This window comes from Leptolyngbya sp. PCC 6406, assembly GCF_000332095.2.
Lineage (GTDB): Bacteria > Cyanobacteriota > Cyanobacteriia > Phormidesmidales > Phormidesmidaceae > PCC-6406.
On sequence record NZ_KI913949.1, the window covers coordinates 4,282,089 to 4,301,144 of the forward strand.

General features: G+C 47.3%; 16 protein-coding genes. 9 read left to right on the forward strand and 7 right to left on the reverse strand.

Annotated features, from left to right (window positions below):
- Positions 1-29 precede the first annotated feature (29 nt).
- Positions 30-1,061, forward strand: a complete 1,032-nt coding sequence (locus tag LEP6406_RS0218955; RefSeq protein WP_008311040.1) for a glycosyltransferase — start codon at positions 30-32, stop codon at positions 1,059-1,061.
- A 104-nt stretch (positions 1,062-1,165) separates the two neighbouring features.
- Here LEP6406_RS0218955 and LEP6406_RS0218960 read toward each other — a convergent pair whose 3' ends face one another.
- From LEP6406_RS0218960 to LEP6406_RS0218970, 3 genes are all read right to left on the reverse strand, one after another.
- Positions 1,166-1,870 carry a hypothetical protein gene (locus LEP6406_RS0218960; protein ID WP_155834720.1) on the reverse strand — a complete coding sequence of 235 codons (705 nt, stop codon included), beginning with the start codon at positions 1,868-1,870 and terminating at the stop codon, positions 1,166-1,168.
- A 106-nt stretch (positions 1,871-1,976) separates the two neighbouring features.
- Positions 1,977-2,897, reverse strand: a complete 921-nt coding sequence (locus tag LEP6406_RS0218965) for an Npun_R2821/Npun_R2822 family protein (protein WP_008311045.1) — start codon at positions 2,895-2,897, stop codon at positions 1,977-1,979.
- 38 nt (positions 2,898-2,935) lie between these two features.
- Positions 2,936-3,937 carry an Npun_R2821/Npun_R2822 family protein gene (locus tag LEP6406_RS0218970; RefSeq protein ID WP_008311047.1) on the reverse strand — a complete coding sequence of 334 codons (1,002 nt, stop codon included), beginning with the start codon at positions 3,935-3,937 and terminating at the stop codon, positions 2,936-2,938.
- A 753-nt stretch (positions 3,938-4,690) separates the two neighbouring features.
- Here LEP6406_RS0218970 and LEP6406_RS0218980 point away from each other — a divergent pair.
- From LEP6406_RS0218980 to LEP6406_RS31485, 5 genes are all read left to right on the forward strand, one after another.
- Positions 4,691-5,704, forward strand: a complete 1,014-nt coding sequence (locus LEP6406_RS0218980) for an NAD-dependent epimerase (RefSeq protein ID WP_008311049.1) — start codon at positions 4,691-4,693, stop codon at positions 5,702-5,704.
- 17 nt (positions 5,705-5,721) lie between these two features.
- Positions 5,722-6,822 (forward strand): glycosyltransferase family protein, encoded by a 1,101-nt coding sequence (locus tag LEP6406_RS0218985; RefSeq protein ID WP_008311051.1) that lies wholly within the window; start codon positions 5,722-5,724, stop codon positions 6,820-6,822.
- 17 nt (positions 6,823-6,839) lie between these two features.
- Positions 6,840-7,745, forward strand: a complete 906-nt coding sequence (locus LEP6406_RS0218990; protein ID WP_225886576.1) for a sulfotransferase family protein — start codon at positions 6,840-6,842, stop codon at positions 7,743-7,745.
- Positions 7,746-7,854: 109 nt separating this feature from the next.
- Positions 7,855-8,982 carry a glycosyltransferase family protein gene (locus tag LEP6406_RS0218995; protein WP_008311055.1) on the forward strand — a complete coding sequence of 376 codons (1,128 nt, stop codon included), beginning with the start codon at positions 7,855-7,857 and terminating at the stop codon, positions 8,980-8,982.
- Positions 8,979-10,307, forward strand: a complete 1,329-nt coding sequence (locus tag LEP6406_RS31485) for a glycosyltransferase (RefSeq protein ID WP_008311057.1) — start codon at positions 8,979-8,981, stop codon at positions 10,305-10,307. Before LEP6406_RS0218995 ends, LEP6406_RS31485 begins: the two co-directional genes overlap by 4 nt.
- Here the strand turns inward: LEP6406_RS31485 and LEP6406_RS0219000 are convergent.
- The 4 genes from LEP6406_RS0219000 to LEP6406_RS0219015 all read right to left on the reverse strand — a co-directional run bounded on the left by LEP6406_RS0219000 (position 10,234) and on the right by LEP6406_RS0219015 (position 15,177).
- Positions 10,234-12,306: an ABC transporter ATP-binding protein gene (locus LEP6406_RS0219000; protein WP_008311059.1), complete on the reverse strand. Its 2,073-nt coding sequence runs from the start codon at positions 12,304-12,306 to the stop codon at positions 10,234-10,236. The two genes, LEP6406_RS31485 and LEP6406_RS0219000, sit on opposite strands and share 74 nt — an antisense overlap.
- A gap of 100 nt (positions 12,307-12,406) precedes the next feature.
- Positions 12,407-13,657, reverse strand: coding sequence for a glycosyltransferase family 4 protein (locus LEP6406_RS0219005; protein WP_051463956.1), 1,251 nt, complete (start codon positions 13,655-13,657; stop codon positions 12,407-12,409).
- Positions 13,658-13,938: 281 nt separating this feature from the next.
- Positions 13,939-14,778: a ribosome biogenesis GTPase YlqF gene (gene ylqF, locus LEP6406_RS0219010; protein WP_008311063.1), complete on the reverse strand. Its 840-nt coding sequence runs from the start codon at positions 14,776-14,778 to the stop codon at positions 13,939-13,941.
- A complete protein-coding gene (locus LEP6406_RS0219015; RefSeq protein ID WP_008311066.1) occupies positions 14,779-15,177 on the reverse strand; it encodes a universal stress protein in 399 nt (132 codons plus the stop codon).
- A gap of 222 nt (positions 15,178-15,399) precedes the next feature.
- Here LEP6406_RS0219015 and LEP6406_RS0219020 point away from each other — a divergent pair, with 222 nt between their 5' ends.
- From LEP6406_RS0219020 to LEP6406_RS0219030, 3 genes are all read left to right on the forward strand, one after another.
- Positions 15,400-16,605, forward strand: a complete 1,206-nt coding sequence (locus tag LEP6406_RS0219020; RefSeq protein ID WP_008311068.1) for a phosphoglycerate kinase — start codon at positions 15,400-15,402, stop codon at positions 16,603-16,605.
- Between the two features lie 475 nt (positions 16,606-17,080).
- Positions 17,081-18,613, forward strand: a complete 1,533-nt coding sequence (gene tnpC / locus LEP6406_RS0219025; protein ID WP_027269210.1) for an IS66 family transposase — start codon at positions 17,081-17,083, stop codon at positions 18,611-18,613.
- 41 nt (positions 18,614-18,654) lie between these two features.
- Positions 18,655-18,969, forward strand: a complete 315-nt coding sequence (locus LEP6406_RS0219030; protein ID WP_008309789.1) for a Fic family protein — start codon at positions 18,655-18,657, stop codon at positions 18,967-18,969.
- Positions 18,970-19,056 lie beyond the last annotated feature (87 nt).

Here is a 19,056-nt window from a genome sequence, read left to right on the forward strand (position 1 = left end):
CACTACATCACAACGTTTTTCGCCTTGACATGAACCCCAAACACCCCTCAATTTACTTTTGGCTACCTGCAGACATCTGGCCCCATCCCTTTCCTGAGAAAGCCGATACCTTTATCACACGACGTGGATTTGATAGCTGGGTTACTCAAACCTATCTGCGTTTAAGAGAGGCAGGTTTTGATTGTCAAAAGGCAAATGAAATTCCTGATGAAGGCATTATTATTGCCTATCGTGATTTTTTACCCTATGATTTCAAACCTAATCCTAGGCAACTCTGTGTTTGCATTAAAGGAGACAAAAATCCGAATCCTTATGCTCAAATCCACATTACCCACAATCTCGTGGAATCTCAATCTCCCAATCTCAAAGTTCAATCAATTACCCATGACTATCAACTCCTATGGGGACCGCGCTATTATATTCCTCACTGGCCTCAGCCCGGTTTAATTCCTCGTGATCTAGCCAGAGGTGAGCGTATAGAAAACATTGCCTATTACGGCAATCCTTATAACCTGGCCCCAGAGTTACGACAACCGCAATGGAATGAATTTGTGCAATCGTTAGGGATGAATTGGATTGTTGAGCAGCAACGCGATCGATGGCATGACTATCGTCAGGTTGATATTGTAGTCGCGGTGCGAAGCTTTACGGACAAAACTGATTACCCTTGGAAACCCGCTTCGAAATTGTTTAATAGTTGGCGTGCAGAAACCCCGGCTATTTTAGGTGTTGAGTCGGCATTTCAGGGAGAACGAAAAAGTCATCTTGATTATCTTGAAGTTCGTTCCTGCTCGGAGCTAAAAAACGCCTTGAAAAGACTAAAAGATGATCCTACATTGTATAGAGCTATGCAGGAGAATGGTCGGCAACGAGCTCAAGAGATTGAGATTCCCCAAATGGTGGCAAGATGGCAACATTTTCTGCTAAATGTTGCGGTGCCTGCCTACGAAAAATGGTGTAGCCAAAATTCAGTAGAACGTCACCTCTATTTCTTAACTAGAACGCTTGCACTAAAGGCGAGTCGAGTACAAAAAACAATGCTTGGATATCTGATTGACTGACTAAATTTCCTGCCTATGTCTATCGATAAATAGGTTTGCTGAACACATCAATGGCTTAATTTTGCAGTGTTGGCATTGTGAATTTGAAATGTGAAAGCTTCCATTTAGAAATAGTAGAACTCAAAGTCCTTTAAAGCTGAGAAGCGAGTCAGGTTAAGACGACGATGATAAGCGAGTCGTCGCCTAAAATTTTGCCAAGGACTTTTAGGTCGTCGTTGAGAGGCATCAGTATGGTTGTAAATTTGTTTCAGTGACCGCCAAACTTCATCCGTTTGCACTGATAGACCAAGCTTAGCTGCCGCCATACCGACTGCATTTCCGGCCCCTGCCTGTATTTTGTGTAGCTCCAGATATCGAGCTAGCCGTCCCCACAGTTCACAAAATTCTTCGCCCTGATTTTGATCTGTACAAACTGTGAATAAGGACTCCCCAATCCAAGCAGCTTCTGACAGATCTAGATCGATTTTCCTAGCCAATTTCTCAATCGTTGGCAACCTTTCAGGTGTGAAACGACTCACATGAGTAACAAGATCTTCGTAATAACCACTGATGCCAGGAGCCCAGTTGAGAACTGGTAAGGGAGCCGTTAACCGAGCATCCACGTCGATAAATGTGACTGCCGAAAACAGGCTGAGTCCCTTTGCGATCGCAAAACGTTTGTCATGATAACAATGCTGAACTCCCACTTGCCGATGCTTGAACGCCAGAACATTGGATATGCCATCAAAAAAGCTGGGATCATCCGTATAGATGATGATTTGAGTTCCCGGTGAATATTGCTCTAGATCACCAATTAAATCCTTAGCCATTAAATGATATCGACGGCCTAGGGCCAGAGTGCAAAAACCGTGCTTGCCTTTTCCTGTCTGCATAGCCCCATCAACTCCAGCGCAAAATTCAATAGGATCGAAAATTTCAACGATTGAACAAGAAGGGTAGATACTGTTTCAAGAAACTTTGAACTGAGGATTTACTAGCGGTGCTAGTGGTCGTAGGTACGATTGCGTTAGCGTAATCCAAATATCGGTAATATTCCCATAGTTCCCGATAAGGCGCGCCGGAACGCATAGGAGTTCCAGCCCAATGGAGATAACGCAACGGGCAATCACCATCGTAGAGGATGTGATCTCGCTCAACAAAATGAGTCGAGCCGCCCCAACTACCAGGTTCCTGGGGATTAACCCGCACGATATTCAACCTTCGCTCGATCCCCTTCAGTACGAGATAGTTCAGAATTGGCTGATCCGTTGTCCCTGAGGAAAAATCAAAATACTCACGATGGGCTGCACATTCCCGAAGCAAAGCCTTCATAGTCTCTAGAGATAAACTACCCCGTCGTGCCCCCCAAAAACCACTATTAAACACATCTTTTAGGGCTTCCGAAGTAAAAATATTTTGACTCGGAACAGCTTCGGAAAATACATCTGCTAGTCCTCGTCCCTTATGATGAAAATCACAGGTAATAAAGTCAGCGTCCTTAAGAAAATTTAGCGTTTCCAACAAGGGTCGAAACACCACAATATCCGTATCGACATACAGAAACTCTTCTAACGGCCCAAACCAAGCCGCCAACTTCCTCATCTTGTTGGGCAGTTTGAGAAAGTCACGAGGAAATATTTCCCCAATTAACTGGGTAAATTCCTCCAAAAAGGGCAAATCGGGAAAGAGTTGTACTTGGAACTTCTCAGTCAAAATTCGTTCTACCTGATGACAATCTTCATTGAAGGGAATCATCACAACCGGCAGATCTGGCTCATGCAACCGAATGCTGCTCATAAGTGCGATCGCATTATCAGCCACACGATCGTTAGCTACGATATAGACTCCACGAGTCATACTAACAAGCCTCTGACAAGAACTACTTCAAGGCTGAACTACTTCAAGCTGATTTTCTGGCGTAACCGCTGCCAGCGAGTCGGAGGCTTTTGGCAGGGTTCGGGACGGCCCTTATAAACCGGCCTCTCCTCCGGTGTTTTCAAATAGCGGTAATGTAGAAAGATGTCTCGATAGGGAAAATCAATATTCTCTCCAGAACAAAGACGTTGAAAGCATTTTGAAGATACCCCAATATAATGCAAATACATAAGAGGTGCCTCGTTATCATAAAGACATGCTCCCCGTCTTTGAAAATGGGTTGAACTGACAGCATTTCCTGTCCGTTCATTTTCTGGCAGCTCGAAGGCCAAATTGCGAACTGGAATTTGAGACTTCATGACCATATAGTTCAAGACGGACTGATTAGGAGCTGATGTATACAGCACGTCCGCATCCCCTGTCGCCAACTGCTCTACCAAAAACTCTCGTTGAGAAGGTGGAAACAAGCCCCTTTGACCACCATAAAAACCCGCACAGAAAATCTCCTGACCCACCCTTTCCGGAGGAAATATCGTTTCCAGTTTAGAAGAGGCAACGTTGTAAATATGGGAAGGATCTTTATATTGAAAGTCATAGACCACCAGAGGATGAGTCTGTAGCTGATCAAACACTCGATCTAGGGAAGATAACACTAGAGTATCCCCATCCAAATAGATAAAACGCTCAAATGGGCTCGCCTGATCAAAGGCTGCATAGCGACGATTCATTCCCAAGCGATTCACCCCCTGTATCCCCTTAGCTGCCCACTGCTGCAATGCTGTTGGGTGAGTCTCCCATACCTTATAGGAGAACTCTTCCCATGGTGCATACAATGCTGGATCTTCCAGCAAAGTCACGCTAGGGTACTGACTCACCAACTGCTTCACCCGTTCTATCCGGTCATCATAGGCAATAACAGCGACAGGTATATTCGTACCGACATTAACCTCGATACTGTTGAGTAGTGCCACTAACTGATCATAAACCACATCATTAGCCAGAGTGTAAATACCATTTGTCATCGGATTTTAGTTTTCCTGCTTACGACTACTACTCCGCCTAGATTTCAGGCGAAATCCTTGACTAGACAAGTTTTTGGAATATCCCAGCAAAATCAAGAATTCGAAATCAATGCTTAACCAAGACTCAAGTTTTCAACAAAATCGGAATGACTTCTTTAAGGTCTTACTGCTATCGCAGCTCTTGGAATTTAAACCACGCAGGGCACGGAGACTTAGAGGAATGTATACTCGACTTTTATAACGATAGCTTACCCTTACTTAGAGCTTAAGTCAGCATAACAGTTCGGCTTGGCCATGAATGAGGGCTGGACGCCCATACAGTACAAATGACCTACACGGAAATCAAGGCTTGGTCTAGATTAAGGTGGGTTAGTGATTTTCTAGCACGACATGGGTAAACTTAGGCAGGTTGCCTGAGTTAATCTTCGGAAGACCAAGTCCAGCTCTCTCAAACCCCTAGAACAAAAAGGCTTTGAGCATTCTGGATCGTCGTATCTTCTCAAGCAGTATGATACTTACCCATGTCTATGCTCGTGAACCTAAGACTACTCCTATGGAGTAGTCTTAGGTTCACGTTGGAGATCACCGAAGCTCTTCGCCAGGAGTCATTGGGAAATTTTATTGAGCCGGATAGGGGAAACCCAAAAACTCTCAACCCTGGTGGGATCAAAATAAAGTGTTGGAAGGATACCTAGTTCTCACCTCCACTCCGCTCTTTTTAGACATGCCCACTCAAGAGTAACAACAAAACATATGAGCATTTTAGTTACTGGAGCGGCTGGATTTATCGGCTTTCATACTTGTAAACGACTACTAGAACGCGGTGACACAGTCATTGGTCTAGATAATTTAAATGATTACTATGATGTTTCCTTGAAAAAGGCACGACTTTCTCACCTAGAAACCTATAAAAATTTTCGTTTTATACTTCTGGATCTGAAAGATCGCCCTGGAATAGCAACCCTCTTTTCTCAATCGAAACCCCAGCGGGTTATCAATCTCGCGGCCCAAGCGGGAGTGCGTTACTCCCTCAAGAATCCCAATGCCTACGTAGACAGCAATTTAGTAGGTTTTGTCAATATCCTGGAGGGTTGCCGTCATAATGGAGTGGAGCACCTTGTATTCGCATCTTCTAGCTCAGTCTACGGCGCAAACACTCAAATGCCCTTCTCTGTCCATCAGACCGTAGATCATCCCCTCAGTCTGTATGCTGCCACAAAAAAAGCCAATGAACTTTTAGCCCATACCTATAGTCATCTTTATAATCTCCCCACCACGGGTCTGCGCTTCTTCACTGTCTATGGCCCCTGGGGCCGGCCAGATATGGCCCTGTTTCTCTTTACCCGAGCCATTCTCAATGATGAGCCTATTTCCGTCTTTAACCATGGTCAGATGAAGCGAGATTTTACCTATATTGATGACATTGTAGAAGGGGTAGTCCGGGTCAGCGATCGTATTCCTCAAGGGAATCCCGCCTGGTGCAGTAAAAATCCGGATCCAAGTAGTAGTTTTGCCCCTTATCGTCTATACAATATTGGCAATAATAATCCTATTTCGCTCATGGCCTTAATTTCAACTCTCGAAGATTGTCTTGACAAAAAAGCCCAGAAGCAATTTCTGCCCATGCAGCCTGGTGATGTTCTTGAAACCTATGCAGATATTGATAGCTTGGGATCGGATGTAGATTTTTATCCTGGCACCCCAATCTCGATAGGGATTAAACATTTTGTGAACTGGTACAAAGAATTCTACAAAGCCCACTCTTAGTTCCTGATTCCAAAACGATGACCAAAATCTTGCGCACGCCGATCAAAAAAATTCGCAATAAATTTTCAGATGTTTCCCGTAGACTTCAGGCTAAAGTTTGGCCCAATTCATCTATTGTATTTTATGTGGGCGAAACTCCTGATACTTGGCATCCAGGTTGCTTGAATACAGGAATTGGCGGAGCGCAAGCAAGAGTCATTTTTTTGGCAAGAGAATGGGCAAAGCTAGGATTTAAAGTTACTGTTTTCAACAACTGTGGCGATCAGGAGGGAACACATGATAATGTTCATTACCTGAATTGGAATAAGTTTAATCGCCATGACTCATTTGATACGTTGATTGTATGGCATTTTGCCTGGCGTCTTCGATTTCCAGTCAAGTCAAAGCGAATTTGGTTGGACTTGGGCAAGGGAGTTCTTCTTCCAGAAGAATCAAGTTATGAAAAACTGAAGCATTACGACAAAATATTTTGCAAAAATAATTTTCACAGATCAACATTACCTGAAATACCTGATGATAAAATTGCCATAATACCGAATGGAGTAGATTCTCGATTTTCCGTATTGAGTTCCGAGAAAAAGGAACCCATGAAAATTATATATGCCTCAAACTATTCTAGAGGCTTAGAATACATGTTGAGATTTGGGTGGCCCTTGATTTTAGAGGAAGTCCCCCAAGCTGAATTGCATATCTTTTATGGTTGGAGTAGCAAAGTTAGTGTCGACTGGAAAAACATGATGCTTTCCCTTATGCAACAACCAGGTATTACAGAGCATGGCAAAGTAGGCCGAGATCACCTAATGAGAGAGAAATCCACTGCGTCAATTCATTACTATGGTTGTACTTTTGAGGAGTTAGACTGCAATACCGTACGAGAGTCAGCCCTCGTAGGGTGCATTCCAGTGACTACAGATTTTTCTGGGTTAAAAGACAAGGAATACTGTGTTAAAGTTCCAGGAAACCCTCACCTTAAGGCAACCCAAGAGGCACTAGCATTACAAGTTGTTAAATTGCTTCAAGCCCCTCAGGAAGTCGATGCTTTAAGATGTAAATTCATGAGTTTAGTTGCCCATGAAACCTGGGAAGAGGTAGCATCACTGTGGCTTAACTATTTATGAGGAACGAAATCATGATAATGCCAAACTTTCTTCTTATCGGTGCAGCTAAATCAGGAACATCTTCACTCTACTACTACCTGAAACAACACCCTGAAATTTATATGCCAGCTTCTCGGGACGCTAAAGAGCCTGATTTTTTCACGCTGGAAGAAGAAAGTAACCAGCGCTTAGGCCCTTATGGTGTCTTTACCATGAAAAATGCCGTAACAGATTTGAAGTCTTATATGACTCTGTTTGAGGATGTTACAAATGAAACAGCTATAGGCGAAGCCTCAACATCTTATATTTACAGTGAGAAAGCGCCTCAACGCATTTTTGCACATATACCAAAATCAAAAATAATTGCCATACTACGTGATCCATCTGAAAGAGCCTTTTCCCATTTTCTATTTTCAATGAGTAACGGTCGAGAGCCTATTCCAGACTTTCTAAAAACTCTTCGACAAGAGGAAAAACGAATTGCTGAGGGATGGAGTTTTCAGTGGCATCACAGGAATCGGGGATTTTATCACGCTCAGTTGCAGAGGTATTATAGTCTTTTTGACAAAGCTCAAATTCGTGTCTATCTCTATGATGATCTGATCAAAGATCCCAACACTTTATGTCGTGATATATTCAATTTTTTGGGAGTTGATGATAATTTTTCGCCCAATACCAAGAAGCAGCATAACCCTACACGAGTCCCCAAGAATCAGGCACTAAATTCATTGCTAAATAGCCCTAATCTATTAAAATCTGCGGCAAAAATAATGCTTCCAAAAAGTCTTTTGAAAGTAACATCCATGTCCTTAAAGCAAAAAAATCTTGGTAAGCCAAAGCTACAAAAGTCCGTCCGAAAATTACTAATAGATGGGTACCGCGAGGATATCCTAAAACTACAAGACCTCATTGATAGAGATCTATCAGCTTGGCTGGAAGTGTAATCAAGGAAACAGATTCTTTGTAGAAACTTGATTTTTAAGTCTTGGATCCAAAATTGACAAGTAAATCTGAGCCGCCAAGGTTTCGGAATGTTGAAAAATTTACGCGCACATGAATATGCTAATCAATAATTTGAAAGTTAGCCTATTTAATTTATTTAATATTTATGAATTGCGCTGTCGAATCAAGGCAAAGCGCTGGCCTAAAGGGTCTATCGTTTATTATGTGGGAAAACCTCGCGAGGGACTGACACCCCTAAGCTTGAAGGAGGGAGCCAGTGGTTCTCATACTGCTGTTATCTATCTAGCAAAGGAATGGGTAAAGTTAGGATATCAAGTTACGGTTTATAGCAATTGTGGTGAACGAGAGGGGATTTATGATGGTGTTCACTACATTAATTACTACCATTTTAATTGGTATGATACTTTTGATATCCTGCTGATATGGAGACATCCATATATGCTTAAGTCGCAGGTTAAGGCTCGTAAAATCTGTCTAGACTGGCATGATCTCCTGGATCCACCCAAGTGCTTTCCTAAGGATGTTATTGCTCGCTTCAATCTGATCTTCTCAAAATCCCAGTTTCAGCGTCAACTTCTTCCAGAATTTTCGGATAATAAGTTTGCCATTATAAGTAATGGTATTGATTCTAAGATTTCATTATTGTACGGTCGAGACAAACAACCTTATAGACTAGTCTATGCCTCTCGTTATTATCGAGGTCTAGAAGACATGTTAATTTACGGTTGGCCTATTATCAAAAATTCAATACCAGAAGCAGAGTTGCATCTCTATTATGGTTTTAATAGAGTTGAACTCCGGGCTAGTCGATCGGAATGGCGAGAGAAAATGTTGATCCTGATGGAACAACCAGGTGTGATTAATCACGGTCGAATCAGCCAAGATAAACTGATAGAAGATAAAGCCTGTTCCTCCATTCATTACTACGGCTGTACTTTTGAGGAGATAGATTGTATTTCTGTGCGTGAATCTGCAATTGTAGGATGCCTTCCGGTAACAACAGACTATGCTGTTTTTTCCGAAAAATCTTACTGCCATAAAATTTCAGGTGATCCTAAGGATCCCAAAACACAAGAGGCATTAGCTCATCGAATTGTTGAGCTACTACAGAATCCTGAGCAGCTTCATATTCTGCGAACAATCTGCGCAGAACATGCCCGGAAAGACACCTGGGATCGATTGGCAAAAGAATGGATTGAAAATTTAGAAAAATCATGAAGCTAATTGTTCCGGTTAAGTTCTATGTTCGCGGTGGCGTAGAGCGTGTGATGTTTTCGCTTCTCAGGGAATTCGATAACTTAATAGACGGCGTTGTACTGCTCCTACCCGATAAATCTATAGTTGAGTTTCAATCTAACTTACCTGAAGCCAAAAATATTTACTATGAATCCTTTACTTCGGCTGGATACCGTAGAGATAAACACTTATTAAAGTTGCTGACTTACATTGGGCGCTTTGGATCAAGGCTCAGGCTTAAAGGGCTACATCGCTGGAGTGAAACCAAGATTGCCGATTTCAAGGTATCGGAATGTATTCGTGAAATTGCGCAGCGTCACCACTGTACTCACTGTCTTTACTTCATTGGCAATCGAATTCAGCCACCGAGGGGCTTAGAAATTCCCCTGGTTCTAATTTCACATGATTTGTTTTGGCGATTTGCACCATTGACTTATGCACCAAAGCTGGTACGAGAATATGATGACAGCCTTTATCAGTGGCTAAGGGTGGCTGATCTTGTGATTGCTGTTTCTCAAAAAACACGGAGTGACTTGCTGAAAGTGTTTCCGGATTTCAAGCATAAAGTCAGGGCTATTCCATCGGCAAGTGAACCTCCGAATATCACAACTTTAGGTATTTCTCAGTCAAGCTCTAAATTCAATGGGGAAATTACTTTTTTCTTTCCTTCTTCTTTTAGTTTGTATAAAGACCATTTAACTTTGCTGCGAGCAGCTATTTCCCTACACCAATCTGGATATCGATTTAAGGTGGTACTAACGGGAAGAGAGACAGACAAACTTGTCAATGGAGATTTCGAACTGTCCCAGCAAAAAAATACTAAGGAATATGCTTTTTATGTTGCTCAGTTATCTCAGTTATATGCTGAATCAAATGTGGCTTGGGCAGAAGTGTTTGTAGGATTAGGATATTGTAGCTTGGCGACAGTAGAAACAACTTATCAGTCTTGTAACTGTGTAGTAATGCCTTCAGTATATGAGGGGTTTGGGCTAGCGATTGCGGAGGCTATTGTACGTGGTCTACCTGTCATTGCCGCAGATATTGCTGTATTTCGAGAACAGGTAGATCTATATTGTTGTCCTGATCGAGTAAAGTTTTTCACTCCGGGAAATGCTGATTCGTTATCTCAATGTTTAGTTGACTTTATGAAAAATCCCATACCCCGACTTGCGCCTAAGGAAGCGGCTAGCCGCTTTGACCATTGGACTTGGAGGCAAGTGGCCTTAGAGTACATCAACGCTTTGCGATCGCAGGCTGTTTCCGCTCCTGGATCTGCTGAGATTTCTCCATCCGCTCTAGACTCTTGAGTAAGTCTTCAGTGGACTGATATACTTTATCTGTTAATTCCTGACGTTCTTCTTCACTATCCACCAGCCCATCGCTGAGGAGAGTTAGAAAGCCCAACATAGAATTTAGATTGGCACGAAACTCGTAGGATACTTGGGACATGAGTCGCTGTTGTTCCTCGTCTTTAGTTTCATGTCTCTTAGTATCTCCATCTCCAAATTGAAGACTACAGAGCTTAGTATAAATTCCGTCCTTTGCCAGTAGCTCTTTGTGGCTACCTAGTTCAATAACCTGCCCCTTTTCCATTACTGCAATTTGATCTGCCTTCTGCACTGTCGATAAACGGTGAGCAATAACTAGGGTAGTGCGATCTCGACTGAGTTCATCAATTGCTTGCTGTACCAATCGTTCCGATACAGTGTCTAGGGCACTAGTAGCCTCATCCAGAATCAAAATTTCGGGATTTTGTACGAGAGCTCGGGCAATGGCAAGGCGCTGTCGCTGGCCTCCAGATAGCATCACGCCGCGATCTCCGATCAACGTATCTAGGCCATCTGGCAAGCGGGCAATGAATTCGTAGGCATTGGCCCGTCGTGCTGCTTCTATAACCTCTTCATCTGAGGACTGGGGTCTGCCATAGGAAATGTTGTAGCGAATTGTGTTGTTGAACAAAAAAGTATCTTGACTGACGATTCCCATGGACATGCGCAGGGTCGAGATATCAAAATCCCGGAGATCGCAACCGTCAATCACAATGATGCCACTGGTGGGGTCGTAGAAACGAGGTAGGAGATCAGCTAAGGTAGATTTTCCTGCGCCAGAGGATCCCACCAAAGCCAAGGTTTTGCCTTTGGGTAGGGACAAGGTGACATTTCTTAATACCTGTTCCTGGGTGTTGGGATAGGTGAAACTCACATTTCTGAATTCAATCCCTTGCCTCAAACCCGGATAGGTGATCTCGCCATCCCCCATGAAATTTTTGTTATCTCGTCTTAGTAAATCGTAGACTACGTCTACTGGAGAAGATGCATGAGCTAGTTGGTTTCGGAGGCTATTTAGCTGACTAACATAGGGCAGGAGTCGAGATAATAGAACCAGATAAGTCACCATGATGGCGGATAATGCATTTAGTTGGTCCTGAAATAACATCCGACTCAAAAGTACCAAAATAAACAGAATGGTGATATTGATCACCTCTGCCATAGGTCCAATTAGGCTGGAATTCATCTTGGACTGTAATTGGACTTGCTCTCGACGGCGAATAAAGCCCACAAACCGTCCATATTCTCGATTTTCATTGCCAGTAGCTTTGACCAGACGAATACCGCTGATCAACTCCACTAATCCACCGGAATAGGCACTGTTGATATCTGTTAAAATACGGCTAAAAACCTTTGCACGACGGATTAGAAACTGACTCAAGATAGCAGAACTTGGAAGCAGTAGTGTCGTTGCAATCGTCAACTGCCAGGAGATAGAGAGCATCAAGCCCAGAAAGACAAGTACTGTGGCTGATGTGACGGCAAGCTGGATAACTCCAGTAATTGCATTAGAGGCTCGGCTCATTTCCCCACCGAGTCGGTTCATTAAATCCCCGACCCGAGCATTAGAAAAGTACGCCAAATCCACTTCTAAAATTAGTTTTAGGCCCTGCTCTTGTAAATCGGAGGTCAAAGACCGTGATAAGACGGTGGAAGCTAGGCTACTAAAATAGCCACTCGCATTTTTTAGAATAATGACGAATATGGTAGATAAGGCCATGACCACCAAGCGATAGGACTCAGGAACTTGGTCAAAAGGAGACAGAAGTATTTGGAGGATAGGCGGTCCCCCTTTTAGTATTTCTTCTTGCCCCAGCAAACTCATCAAAATAGGGACAATGAGGGCAGTACTGATCCCATTAAATAGGGCTCCAGAAAATCCCAGCACCACACTCAAGAGAATTTGAAAGGGATATTTATGGGCCACGCTGAATAACATTTGGCGTGGTGAGGTGACGATATTTGGGGCCGTTTTCATTGAGGGCGATTGCATAAGTGCAAATGTATTAACGTATTTACGGGAAGACAACTGCGGAATGGGAGCGCCTTGGCACTGGAACTGCATCGTCCCGCCCCATTTAGGGAGCCTGAGCGGCATGGGTAGGGTGATGTCTACGGGAGACAAAGGGCGCTAAGACCTTGGCCAAAACCACGGCCATTCCCTCAATACTGTAGTGGGCTATGCAACGTTGGCGGGCTTGGTAGCCCCGTTGTTCTGCCTCGGCCCCATTTGTGAAAATGGCTCCCAACTGGTCTGCCATAGCCACACTATCTCCTGGGGCCACTAAATAACCTGTATTCCCTAAAATGCTAGGAATATCTCCCACTTCGGTGGCCAAAATCGGTTTTGCCATGGCCATGCCATCGGTCAACTTCAGGGGAAATTGGGCCTGGGCAGCAGGGGTGTCTTGCTGAGGTACGACCACTATATCCGCCGCCGCCAACACCTGAGGCATTTCGTCATGGGGCAGTTTGGGTAGCTTGATAATGCGATCGCGCCAGCGCGCCATCAGAGTTTGGTCATAGTCGTCATAGGGACTCCCCCCCACAATGACCAGCTTGAGGTCCGGTTCATCTCGCAGATCAAGAGCCGTCAGAATATCTTCGAGCCCCTTATAGGGTCGGGGTGCACCGGGGAACATCAACACCCGATAGCCTTCCAAGCCATAGCGCTGACGACTGGCAGCGCGATCGTAACGGCTGGGATCGAAAAGCTGAGTATCCTTACCATTCGGAACATAGATACCACCAAAACGCTGCTGCAAAAAATGGGTATGAACTGTAACCGCATCGGCTCGCTTTACCAGCCGCTCCATCCACTGAAGGTACACCGGATGGTCAGGATAGCGAAAGGCTCCCTCCGGCTTGACCAAATCCCGGTAGCGCTGGCGCAGCGAAGGCTGATACTGCCATTGGTCGCCGCCGTGCCAGCTCATTTCCCAGTCATCGATGTCTACAATCAGGGGCCGCCGCCGTAGTTGCCGTGCCAATAACCCCACACCAAAACTGCTGGCCTTGGTCTTGTAGGCATACACCACATCCCCCTCAATCTGCTGGATAAGCTGGCGCACCGACCGAAAAAAACGAGGATAGGTCGCCTGGGGAAAGCCCTTGATAGACAGGCCAGAATTTATAAACGGGAGGGTATCGTCATCGGTAAAGCCCAAAATCTCCACGCCACAGCCTAGGCGTTGCAGAGCTTGGGAGAGTAAAAAGGGCCGAACTGCTCCGCCCCAGCGTCCGGCTCCCTTTGCCGACAGATCACCGACGATAATCGAGACCTTACAGGAGGAGAAGTCATGCCCAGTCAGTTCTGCCAATAGGGGCATCTCAACCGACGGCTGGTCTATATCTTGAGAGCTGCCAATCATAGGGAAACAGGGCCAAGGGTGGCAGTTACAGAAATCCTTCCCAAGAGTATTCCCTCTAAAAAGTCATCCCCTGGGCTGGGCATAAGGGGTCGTTCTGGCTGCTCCACGTTTTGGCCTCTGCTCAGATCCGGTACAGGGATTTAACGGGAACACTCTAACCTGAAGCGTTTTTATTTTTACAGCTTGACTATCTTTCATCCCCACCATTGTCGGGTAAGTTTTGGGTCTTCTTCAAAACTTTACAATGGTGGCAATTCCAAGATCAGGGTGCCCAAGAGCCCTTTGCGAAAATCATTCAACAGTTCATGGGCAGTTCGGGCTTGGTCGCCTTGATGGCGCTGTTGGGCTAACTCCACCATGAAAGTCTCGCCCGTAATGGATTCTGGGTCTAAGCGATAGCGATCGCGCAACTCCGCCGTCGTCCCCAAAGACTTGAGCAAATCCACCAAGGCCGCCGCCACTCGCTGGTTGTCGTAGGAGGCTTCACCAATATCGTCGCAGATAGCCAGTTTTAGGGCAGCATCTTGATCGTGGATCTGGGCGGGCAAAATTCCCGGCGCGTCCAAAAGCTCTAGCTGATCCGAGATGCGGATCCAACGCAGTTGGCGGGTGATCCCCGCCCTCCGGGCACTGGCCACCACCTTGCGCTTAAGGAGGCGGTTAATCAGGGCAGACTTGCCCACATTGGGAAAGCCAATCACCACGGCGCGAACGGGACGGGGCCGCATCCCCCGACTGAGGCGACGTTCATTTACCGCAATGCCAGCCTTCTGGGCTACATGGGCGATCGCAGACACGCCCTTACCTTGCTGAGCATTGGCAAAGTAGGGTACTTGTCCCTGCTGGCGCAGCCAGGTTTCCCAGGCGGCGCGCCCCTCGGTGGAAATCATGTCCACCCGGTTCATCACCAGAACATGCCCCTTCTCCCCAATCCAGTCCTGAATGCGAGGATGGCGGGTGGCGAGGGGAATGCGGGCATCTCGGACCTCTAGGACCACATCCACCCGCTTGAGCTGATCCAGCAGGGCTTTTTCGGCCTTGGCAATGTGGCCGGGGTACCACTGGATATCAGGGGGCATCTAGGGCACCACCAACACAGGGCAGGGGGCTAGATTAATCACCCGGTTGGTGACGCTCTCCGATTGACCATCCTCGATCAACCCTAGGCCACGACACCCCATGACGATCAGGTCTACCTCCAGTTCGTCAGCCACATCGCAGATGACAAAGGCAGGCTGACCCTCCCGCTCTAGGGCTTCACTCTCCACGCCCTGCTGGGAAAACAAGGTTTTAACCTGCTCCAGCAGTTGGGCCACAGCAGCGGGGGAGGATTGTTCCGAGGGCGCATCGGGGTGATTTTCTACCACCGATAGCAACACCAAGCGACTCTGGTGCTGCTTCACCAAATCTACGGCTAGACTGGCGGCTTGCTGAGCCTCTGGGCTCATATCAACAGGAAATAAAACCGTCTTAAACATGGCGTCTCAAACGGAAACACGGACTCCGGTAAAATGATTCTCGGACAGAAGTTGTAATGCTGATCCTAGAGCGGGAAAGAGACCTCTGAATAGTAATGGGGGACTTTCCTGATCTGGCGGTATCGCCTTACGAACTCCAGTCTAGGTTAAATCAACGCAGCCGCTTCCCCTGTGGAGGCGGTGGAGAAACGTAATAAACACAATTTTCGGAGGTTCAAGCCTGTGGCGAAGAAGACGGTTGCAACCCTAACAGCGGCGGACCTGTCCGGCAAGCGCGTGCTGGTGCGGGCAGATTTCAACGTTCCCCTTGATGAGCAGGGCAATATTACCGACGATACGCGCATCCGGGCGGCCCTCCCGACGATTCAAGATTTGACCAGCAAGGGGGCTAAGGTGGTGCTGTGCAGCCACTTTGGTCGTCCCAAGGGGAAGGTGGTGGAGAGTATGCGCCTCACCCCTGTAGCCCAGCGCCTTGGGGAACTGCTGGGACAGCCCGTGGTCAAGTGTGATGACTGTATTGGGGATGCTGTGGCGGCGGCGGTGAATGGCTTGGCCGATGGTCAGGTGGCGTTGCTGGAAAATGTCCGCTTCTACGCGGAGGAAGAGGCCAATGATCCGGCCTTCTCCGAGAAATTGGCGGCCAATGCGGACCTCTATGTCAACGATGCTTTTGGCACTGCCCACCGCGCCCATGCCTCTACCGCTGGGGTGACGAAATATCTCAGCCCTTCCGTGGCGGGCTACCTGATTGAAAAAGAGTTGCAGTATCTCCAGGCGGCGATTGAGAACCCCAAGAAGCCTCTGGCGGCCATCATCGGTGGCTCCAAGGTATCGAGCAAAATCGGTGTGATTGAAACCCTTCTGGACAAGGTGGATAAGCTGCTGATTGGCGGCGGCATGATTTTCACCTTTTACAAGGCTCGGGGACTGAGTGTGGGTAAGTCCCTGGTGGAGGAGGACAAACTGGAACTGGCGAAGGTTCTGGAAGCCAAGGCCAAGGAAAAGGGTGTGGATCTGTTGCTACCGACGGATGTGGTGGTGGCGGATAATTTTGCTGCCGATGCCAATGCTCAAACTGTCAGTGTGGAGTCAATTCCCGATGGCTGGATGGGTCTCGATATTGGTCCCGATTCCGTTAAGGTTTTTCAGGCGGCACTGAAGCAGTGTCAGTCTGTGATCTGGAACGGCCCCATGGGGGTGTTTGAGTTCGACAAGTTCGCGGTGGGGACGGAGGCGATCGCCCATACTCTGGCGGACCTGACGGGTGCTGGCGTCACTACTATTATTGGTGGTGGTGACTCTGTGGCGGCAGTGGAAAAGGTAGGGGTGGCGGAGAAAATGAGCCACATTTCCACCGGGGGCGGGGCCAGTCTGGAACTGCTGGAGGGCAAAGAGCTACCCGGTATTGCGGCTCTAGATGAGGCGTAGTCGGGATCAGACGTCATTGTCTGGGTGTTAAAAGCCTACGTTCCCTTGCCAGAGGGGGTAGGAGCATAAGCTATGGGGTGCGATGGTCATTGGCGTAGCCGCCCCGAAGGGGCTCTGACCAGCCCTTTTATGACCATCGCGTCCCTATTCCCTTGCAATTTCTGCTTGCGAATTTCAAAAATGCCCCCTAAATTGAAATTCACGTCACTGAGTTTCAATCTTTAGCAACTACTTGCCATTGTGAATCGCTCCGTCTTTACCGTCAGTGCCCCTGGGCGGCTCTGGGAAATTTCCTACGAACAATGCAACCTCAGTAAGCCATGGCTCTATTTGAGTGCCTTCTTCGACAAGTACAAGGATGAGTACATCAATCTGATGTTTCAAGTGAGTACACGAGGACTGTGGAACGGTAAGCCTTCAGGGGTTCACGAAGAATTAAGGGTTCCAGGGTCTCGATAGGGGTTAAGGTAGGCTCATGAGTGAAGGCAACGAGCCCACCATAGACATCGGCGGCATCTCCATTTCTGTGTCAGATTGGGATGCCACCCCGGCTAGCGTAAAAAAAGCTCTGGTGTGCGCTCTCATTGAGACCATCAGTCGCTTAGAAGAGCGGGTGAGCCACCTCGAAGAGCAACTCAACCAGAATTCGCAAAACTCATCGTTGCCGCCTTCAAAGGATGGATTCGGCCCCCCTAAGCCAGACCCGGAGGGCAAAGGCAAAGGGAAGCGGAAGCGCGGAGGCCAACCGGGACACAAAGGATATTCCCGCAAGCTGTATCCCCTAGAAGCCTGCAAACAGGTGTTCGAGCATCGCCCCAAGACCTGTGGGCATTGTGGAGAGCCGCTATCAGGAAACGACCCAGCGCCCTATCGGCACCAGATTGTCGAACTACCGCCAATTGAGCCCATCGTCATCGAGCATCGCCTGCACGCCTTAGATTGTGAGCACTGCGGTAAAACCACCCGTAGCAAATTACCAGCAGAGGTGCATCAAGGCGGTTATGGTGAGCGGTTGAGTGCAGTAGTGGCCTTACTGAGTGGCGCTTATCGCCAAAGCCATCAGCAGGTGAAGACCTGTCTAGCAGCGCTGTTTGAGATCGAGATTTCTGGCGGCAGCATCAACCGGCTACGCCGAGAAGCCAGTGCGGCACTGGGGCAGCCAGTAGCTGAGGCGCAAGGCTACGTGCAGGGGGAAGCGGTGATTCACAGTGATGAGACTAGCTTTCGCCAGGGGAACAGCGATGGCCAGAATCAGGCCCAGCGACAGGGTTGGCTGTGGGTGCTGGTGACGCCGATGGTGAGTGTGTTCAGCATTCTGTTGAGCCGGTCTCAAGCCGCCGCCCAAGCACTGATTGGCCCAGCCTATGACGGCATTGTGGTCTCAGACCGCTACAGCGGCTATGGGTGGATTGATATTAGCCAACGCCAGGTGTGTTGGGCTCATCTCAAACGAGACTTTACTCGGATTGCCGAGCGTCAGGGGGTCTGCCAAGAGATTGGAAAAGGCTTACTGGCTCAACAAAAAGCGTTGTTTGAGTTGTGGTACCAAGTGCGGGATGGCACCCTTTCCCGGACTGGCTTTGCTGAGTTAGTCCAGCCGATTCGGGCTGCTGTAAAAGCGGTGCTTGAGGAGGGAGCGAACTATGACATTGGCCCAAAGGAGAAGACGCCTTTGGCCAAGACGGTACGCACTTGCCGACAACTGCTGTTGGTGGAACCGGCTCTGTGGACGTTTGTCACGGTGCTGGGGGTGGAGCCCACCAATAATACGGCTGAGCGTTCTTTGCGAGCTGGGGTGATTTGGAAGCGCATCAGCTTTGGGGCGGAGTCTCAGGCCGGCAGTGAGTTTGTCGCCCGGATGCTGACGACGGTTTCTTCTCTGACGATGCAGCAGCGAGATGTGCTGGACTTTCTCACTCAAGCCTATTGGTCGGCTCGCTTTGGCCAACCGCCTCCTTCATTGCTGCCTTTGGCCACTCATCAGCCTCAAACCCTAATCACGCCGTGACCCCCTGAAGGCTTACGTGGAACGACTGGTTAGCTTTTTGTTTGCGGGGAGTTATTGAGCAGGCTAAAGATGCACTGACTCGCTTTGATCAGCTTCTGAAGCTGCGTAGCCAGTATATGGATTTACTGAATCAAGTCGGTGGGAATGTGAGGCTTAACCGACTTATTGATCATTTATTTGAATCTCCAGCGGTTACGGTTTCTCAAGTTTCAAATATCTGTGACATACAGTACAATACTGCCCGCTCTGATGTTGGGCGATTGGTGGAGGCCAAAATTCTGGTGGAGTCAGATATTTCCTTGCGTCCCAAAATTTATTTTGCTCCAGGCATTCTAGAAATTGCCTACGACGATTAAAGACTCACGGCGGTTAAAACCGCTGCTATATAAACGAAGGCGCGATGGTCAATGACCATCGCGCCTCCTTTTTCTATTCAAGTACGG